This window comes from Micromonospora sp. NPDC047548 (genome assembly GCF_040642975.1).
Classification (GTDB): domain Bacteria; phylum Actinomycetota; class Actinomycetes; order Mycobacteriales; family Micromonosporaceae; genus Micromonospora.
The window spans coordinates 21,387-28,173 of record NZ_JBEYTI010000054.1; the positions used below are offsets into that span (position 1 = coordinate 21,387).

Consider the following 6,787-nt stretch of genomic DNA (forward strand, 5'->3'; position numbering starts at 1 on the left):
CTGGTCAGCGGGTGTCGGTGATCGGTCAGGCGGCCAGGGGGTCGCCCCGCCGGCCGGTCAGCGGGTGCGCCAGGACGGTCGGCACGTCGGCCAGCTCGGCGGCGTACTCCCGGACCAGCGCCGGCAGCCGGTAGCCGCCGGGCTCGTCCCGCTGGACCAGATGCGCGTCCAACAGGTCGTCCAGGGTACGGCGCAGCCGCGTGCCGGTGATCCCGAGCTGCCGGGCGACCCGCTCGGGCCGGCGCAGGGCGTCGGGCGCCGCGCCAAGCAGGGTGAGGAGCCGCGCGGCCGCCTCGTCGTCGCTGCGGACGGCGGCGACGACGGTGGCCAGGCTGGCCCGCACCGACAGGTCCTCGTAGTCCAGCAGGTCCAGCCGTTCCCGCCCGTCGGCGAGCTGGCCGACCAACGCACCCACCGACATGTCCGGCCGGGCCGCCAGGCGCGTGCCGGCAACCCGCAGGGCGAGCACCGACCCGGTGCAGAGACGTACCAGCTCGCCGGTGGCCGCCGGGACGACGGCCAGCCGCTCCGGGCCGGCGAGAGCCACCAGCAGGTCGCGCGCGTCAGCGGCGACGAGCGGGCGGAGGCTCACCCGCCGTACCCCGTCCAGGCTGCCCAACCGGCGCTGGCCGATCACGACGAGGGCGGGGCCGGGACCGGCCGGGAGCAGCGGTCGCACCTGGGCGGCACGGGTGACCCCGTCCACCACCAGCAGCAGCCGTCGCCCGGCGACCAGCGACCGGAACCACCCGGCCCGCTCGTCGGTGTTCTCCGGTACGTCGGCGGGGGCGACCCCGAGCGCGCGCAGTACCCGGCCCAGCACCTCACCCGAGGTCACCGGGGTCCGGTTGCCGAGGTCGACGAAGACCTGTCCGTCCGGGAAGTCGGCGGCGACGGCGTGCGCGGCGCGTACCGCCAGGGCGGTCTTGCCGCTGCCGAACGCGCCGGTGACGACCACGGCGGCGCGGGTCGTACCCCGGAGGGTGGTGACCACCTCGCTGGTCTCCCGGCCCCGGCCGACGAAGGTGACCAGACCGGCCGGCAGCTCGCGGGGCACCGCCCAGCCGGCGCCCCCGGCCGGCCTGGCCGGCGAGGTCGGCGGCGGCGCAGCGGCGACGGTCGGAGCCGGCGGTGGGGTCGCGGTGGCGATCGGCGCGCACGGCGGGGTGTACGCCAGCTCGGACGCCCGGTCGAGCATCGCGCGGTGCATGCTGGCCAGCTCCTCGCCGGGCTCGATGCCGAGCTGCTCGTCGAGTACGGCCCGGGCGTCCCGGTAGACGGTGAGCGCCGCCGGGACGTCCCCGCAGCGGTAGAGGGCAAGCATGAGCTGCCCCCAGGCGCGCTCACGCAGCGGCTGGGCGGCGAGGTGGCCGCGCAGCTCGGTCAGGAGATGCTGGTGCTCGCCGGCGGCCAGGCGCGCCTCGGCGAGCTCTTCGAACACCTGGAGCCGCTGTTCGTCGAGGCTGGCCCACCGGTTGTCCAGTGCGGTGCCTCGGGGCAGGCCGTCACCCGACGCCCCGCGCCAGTGGGCCAGCGCGGCGGTGAGGGTGGCGACGGCGCCGGCGGGGTCGGGCGTCGCGAGCAGGGACCGCCCCTCACCCGCGAGCCGGTGGAACTCCGTGACGTCCAGCTCGTGCGGCGACAGCCGCAGCTCGTAGGCGTTGGGGCGGGCGACCAGCCGGTCACCCAGCGTCCGGCGCAGCCCGGCGGCGTGGGACCGCAGATTCGCCACCGCAGAGGCGGGTGGGACGTCGGACCAGACCATGTCGACGAGTCGCGGCAACGAGACCGAGTGGTTGGCCTCCAGCGCCAGACCGGCGAGGACGGCCCTTCGCTTGGCCGCCCCCGGCGTGACGACCTGGTCGTCGACGCGCAGCTCCACGCTGCCCAGCAGCCGAATCTGCAGTCTCACTTTGCCGCTCCCCCCGTTGAATCTCGAGCGCGCCCAGGCTAAGTGGACGGTTCGAGTGCAACAAGGCAGAAAGCCGACATCCGAGGGTGACGAACATCAATGCCGCTAAACGGCGTGTCGCCGTAACAGAATGAGAACCGGAAACGCTCGCGGAGGTTCGTCACCCGGCGTGACCGTCGACGCGGTGAACGGACCTGGTCACAGATCAGTTAAGTACCCCAACGTTGCCAGCGTGAAACAACGATCGGAGCGATCTGTATCAGTCCACACCCGAGCCCGCGCTCGGCCAAGCGGCCGGACGGGCGAGGGGCGGACCACTCCGGTGAGTCACGTGCCCCGACCGGCGAGCCGCGATGATCTACTCGACAGGGCACGGTGACCGATCATTCGGCACCTTCTCGGCCGAACGGCCGACAGGGGCCATCGGCCACGCGCCGGCCGCTCCGCTCCCCTGACCGGCACTCCCCGGGATGTTGCCACCGGCGGAGGCCGAGGTCGAGCCGAAGCTCTTCGGCCCAGCGCCGTCAGAGCCACCCGTTCCCACCTGAGGGATCCACCTCCTCAGGTCAGAACCGGAGTCCTGCCTCGACGGATCATCGTGCTTGCTCAAGAGCGCCAGGATCTACTGATCAATCCCGGTCAGGCAGCAGCAGGAGCGGGTGCTTGCGCTGGCCGGTTGCGGTGATCCCCCGACCATCGTCACGTCCGGGTCGACCCGTCCGCACCTGTGGAGACGCATCGGGACGGCGCCGACTCGTAGGCTCGCGGGGTGACCGTCTACGACACGGCTGCCAAGCTGCCACCCATCGATGTGGTGCGCGACCGCTCCCGAGCCCTGGCGATGCTCGACTCCATCGTCGATGGCGTCTACTACGACTACAGCCGCGGACGGGGCGAGCGCGCGAAGCGGCGTCGATGCGCAACGGCAGCGGCGAGGAGCACGACATCGTCCTCACCGCCGACGGTGCTTTCATCCGCGGCGTCTACCACGATTCACCAATGCACAACCACACCGGCGGCCAACTATGGCCCGGCCTGCTGGAGGGGCTGCCCGAACAGTTCGCGCCGCTGGTGCACGAGCCCACGTTCTGCCACGAGGATGGCACGCTCGACGCCACGTTCGTGCTCTGGCGACGGTCCGGGGACGACCGGTGGCACGCCGGCGACGGGATCGACCTCTCGCCCGCCGACGACGAGGAGTCCGATCCCGACGGGGCCTGGCTGCTCGACATCCTGTGCGACGGCGCAGCGGAGGAATACCTGGAACATGCCTGGTCGGTCTACGAGGTCGAGCTGGACAGAACCGTGGTCGAGCAGATCCTCGCGCTGCAGCCCCTGACCGATGAGGTCATCCGGGCGCTCAATCCGCAGAAGCGACTGGCTGACCTGCGGGAGCGGGCGGCGAAGCTGGACTACTCGGTCGCGGCCTGACCTCGTAGGAGATGGGACATTTTTGACCAGGTGTCCCCAGCCGAGAGATTGTCCTGGTCGTCCGTTTGAGTTGGTCGGGCCCACGAGCAGGGTCATTGCGTAGTTGGGTAGCTGCTGGTCACGGTGGTGATGAGGTCGTGGGGGCGTCGGTTGGCGCGTCGGGTGGCTCTGGCGATGTTGGTCTCGCCGTTGCCGCAGTGGAATCCGATGGCGGTGTTGCGTAGGACCGCTACGACGGCGGGTCCGTTGCCGGTACGTGCCCGGTGGGCGTCCTCGTGGAAGGTCACGTCCCGGGTCCGTGCGCCGTGAGGCGCTGTTGTTTCGAGTGGAGGTGAGAGACCTTCGCCGCTGGCCCTGTCGCAGCAGGGCGGTGGAGCTGAGGGCAGCCTGACCCGGGAGGTGCCGGGGAGGGTGGGAGCAGCCCTGACAAAGCCGGGACGTGCCAGGACTGCCAGATGGTGCGGGTTCGGTGAGCAGGACGGAGAGGAGTACGCGAGGAACCTGTGTTCTTACGCCCCTCAAGATGTAACCGACTCTGAATCTGGCGGATGCGGGTCGGATGCGGTGCGCACCCTCGACTACGTGTCGTAGGGGAACTCCTGGGTGGTTCTGGGTTCGGCTGCCGGGAGGCCGCGGTGAAGTGCTGCGGGGTAGCCGTGGCGATGCCGCTGGGGCATAGCAGGGCTCCTCCTTCGTCGAGCGAACAGCAGTGAACACGGGAACCACCTCGGTTCTGCCCGGCCAGCGTGTAGCCAGCGCGTGGGGCGGGCTGGGTCCACCGTCGACCGATCGGATCGGGGTGGGGCGGAGCCGTCGTAGTACTCCGAGGCCGGGAGAGCCGGTCACATGGGGAAGGGCGGCAGCGGTTGTAGAAGGGAAGGAGGCTGCAATGCCGAAAGATCCGCCGGGGAATCCCGGCGGTCCTGGTGAAGGGTGGTATCCGTTCGCCAGGGTATCGGGGATGCAGGCCAAGCTTCACCGTTGGGCGGCGGCCGATCGAGGCCGCCGGTTCGATGACCTGTTCAATCTCGTGCACGACCCGGCGACGCTGATCGTGGCGTTCGGCCGGGTCGCGGGTAACCGGGGTGCTCGCTCCGCTGGCGTCGATGGCCTGACGGTCGCTGACGTCGAGGAGCAGACGGGCGTGCCGGGCTTCCTGGACGACCTGCGTTCTCAGTTGAAGGCGGGAACGTTCCGGCCGCTGCCGGTGCGGGAACGCGCCATCCCCAAACCGGGAGGGTCGGGCAAGGTACGTCGCCTCGGCATACCGACCGTGGCGGACCGGGTCGTGCAGGCGGCGCTGAAGCTGGTGCTGGAGCCGATTTTCGAGGCCGACTTCGAGCCGGTCTCGTATGGTTTCGTGCGCCACGAGGTGCGTGGCATCGAGGGAGGTGGGAGACCTTCCCGCCGCATCGTCGCAGCGGTGTGGTGCAGCTGGGGGCAGCCTGAGCCGGGGAACGCCGGGGAGGGCGGGAAGCAGCCCCGACAACGCCGGGACGGCCTGGTACTGCCAGACGGGCTGGGTTCGGCAAGCGAGATCAGAAGGTGGAACGTGAGTGAATCAGTGGTTGAAGCCCCGTAAGAAGAGTGCCGGCTCAAATCTGGTGGATATGGGCCGGGGTGCAGTGCGTGACCCCCTGCGTTGACGTCGGGGGTCAACTCCGAAGCCGAGTGAATCCGTCGGTGGGGAGGCCACGCTGAAGGTCTGCGGCGTAGGCGTGGCGATGCTGTCGGGGTAGAGCTGGCCACCGACCTGGTCAATCGATGTCACGTGAACGTGGGAACTATCCGCGGTCGCCCGTTCCGCTGTCCATCCAGGGCGGTGGTGGGCAGGCTCGTTGCCGGCTGATGGCTGTCGGGTAGGGCGGAGGCTCCGTAGTAGTCCGGGCGCGCGAGAGGCGCGTACATGGCGAAGGGGGCCAGCAAGTCAGCAGAGCGGACGCTGGAATGTCGGGAGGTTCGTCGGTGAATACCGATGAGTTGGAGTCGGCGCTGTTACGCGCCGAGCTTCGGGTACTGAAGATCCAGACCAAGCTGCACCGTTGGGCCGGTGATGATCCTCATCGCAGGTTCGATGATCTGTTCAATCTCGTCGCCGATCCCGCCTTCCTGTTGGTGGCGTGGGATCGGGTGCGGGGCAACAAAGGGGCACGCACGGCCGGGGTGGATGGGCAAACCGCCGTATCCATCCAGGTCGGGCTGGGTGTCGAGGAGTTCCTCGACGGGCTGCGGACCTCGTTGAAGGACCGCAGTTTCCGTCCGTTGCCGGTGCGGGAGCGGATGATCCCCAAGACCGGCGGCAAGCTGCGTCGCCTGGGGATCGCCACCATCACCGACCGGGTGGTCCAAGCATCCTTGAAGCTGGTGCTGGAGCCGATTTTTGAGGCGGATTTCCTCCCGTGTAGTTACGGGTTCCGTCCCGGACGCCGGGCTCACGACGCGATCGCCGAGACGGTCATGTTCGTCAACAACACCTACGAGTGGATTGTCGAAGGTGACATCACGGCATGTTTCGACGAGATCGCGCACGCTCCTCTTCTGGAGCGGGTGCGTCATCGGATCGGAGACAGACGTGTCCTGGCCTTGGTGAAGGCGTTCCTCAAGGCGGGCATCCTCGGTGAGGACGGCGCGCTACGGGACAGTCGCACCGGTGCCCCGCAAGGGGGCATTCTCTCGCCGTTGCTATCGAACGTTGCCCTGTCGGTGCTGGACGAGCACGTCGCCCAGCTTCCCGGCGGTCCACGTTCCAACACGGTCGAGCGGGCCAAACGCAAACGTCACGGGCTGAGCAACTACCGCCTGATCAGGTACGCAGACGACTGGCTGCTCCTCGTGACCGGCGGCCGTGAGCATGCGATCAGCGTGCGCGACCAAGCGGCGGCGATACTCGCGCCGATGGGCCTGCGCCTGTCGGTGGAGAAAACAAAGATTACCCACATCGACGAGGGTGTCGACTTTCTGGGGTGGCGCATCCAGCGGCACCGCAAGCGCGGCACCAACCGGCGCTACATCTACTGGTATCCCTCCCGCAAGGCCGTCAAGGCCATCACGGGCAAGGTGAAGATGTTGTGCCGGCGAATGGACACCAACGAACCCTTGGATGCCCTGCTGCGCCAGCTCAACGCGGCGCTTCGGGGCTGGTGCACCTACTTCCGGCCCGGCATGTCCGCACGCACCTTCTGCTACCTCAGCGCCTACCTCTGGGGCCGAGTCATAGCGTGGCTGCGACGGAAACATCGCCGGATCACCTGGAGAGACCTGCGCCGCCGCTACTGCGGCGGCAGGTGGTGGCCATCCGGCAAGGAACAGGGGATGTTCAACCCCGCCAAGGTGCGCACCACGCGCTACCGGGGCGGATTCAAGTGATCATGGCGACACTGCGTTCCTTACCAAATCGCTGAACACTTCGATCGGTTTGAGCCAGTTCAACGTTTCACGCGGTCT

The 6,787-nt window shown here is 69.0% G+C and carries 5 protein-coding genes; 3 read left to right on the top strand and 2 right to left on the bottom strand.

Features of this window, described 5'->3' with window-relative positions; all coding sequences use genetic code 11:
- Positions 1 to 25 precede the first annotated feature (25 nt).
- Entirely contained in the window at positions 26 to 1,912 is a 1,887-nt protein-coding gene (locus tag ABZ807_RS29700; RefSeq protein ID WP_357165164.1) for an AfsR/SARP family transcriptional regulator, read from the bottom strand.
- 915 nt (positions 1,913 to 2,827) lie between these two features.
- Between ABZ807_RS29700 and ABZ807_RS29705 the strand changes: the two genes are divergently transcribed.
- Positions 2,828 to 3,343 carry a hypothetical protein gene (locus tag ABZ807_RS29705; protein ID WP_357165167.1) on the top strand — a complete coding sequence of 172 codons (516 nt, stop codon included), beginning with the start codon at positions 2,828 to 2,830 and terminating at the stop codon, positions 3,341 to 3,343.
- Between the two features lie 92 nt (positions 3,344 to 3,435).
- On the opposite strand, the gene ABZ807_RS29710 is transcribed toward ABZ807_RS29705, so the two are convergent.
- The gene (locus ABZ807_RS29710) at positions 3,436 to 3,630 is read right to left on the bottom strand and encodes a hypothetical protein (protein ID WP_357165170.1); all 195 of its coding nucleotides are present in this window, start codon (positions 3,628 to 3,630) and stop codon (positions 3,436 to 3,438) included.
- Positions 3,631 to 4,232: 602 nt separating this feature from the next.
- Between ABZ807_RS29710 and ABZ807_RS29715 the strand changes: the two genes are divergently transcribed.
- Both ABZ807_RS29715 and ltrA read left to right on the top strand, forming a co-directional pair.
- Positions 4,233 to 4,925: a hypothetical protein gene (locus tag ABZ807_RS29715; RefSeq protein ID WP_357165173.1), complete on the top strand. Its 693-nt coding sequence runs from the start codon at positions 4,233 to 4,235 to the stop codon at positions 4,923 to 4,925.
- 383 nt (positions 4,926 to 5,308) lie between these two features.
- Positions 5,309 to 6,709, top strand: a complete 1,401-nt coding sequence (ltrA, locus tag ABZ807_RS29720; protein ID WP_357165176.1) for a group II intron reverse transcriptase/maturase — start codon at positions 5,309 to 5,311, stop codon at positions 6,707 to 6,709.
- Positions 6,710 to 6,787: the final 78 nt, after the last annotated feature.

What these genes read in the sequence shown, in the direction of transcription:
- ABZ807_RS29705 (WP_357165167.1), top strand. Translation starts at nt 2,828, where the DNA reads ATGCGCAACGGCAGCGGCGAGGAGCACGACATCGTCCTCACCGCCGAC.
- ABZ807_RS29715 (WP_357165173.1), top strand. Translation starts at nt 4,233, where the DNA reads ATGCCGAAAGATCCGCCGGGGAATCCCGGCGGTCCTGGTGAAGGGTGG.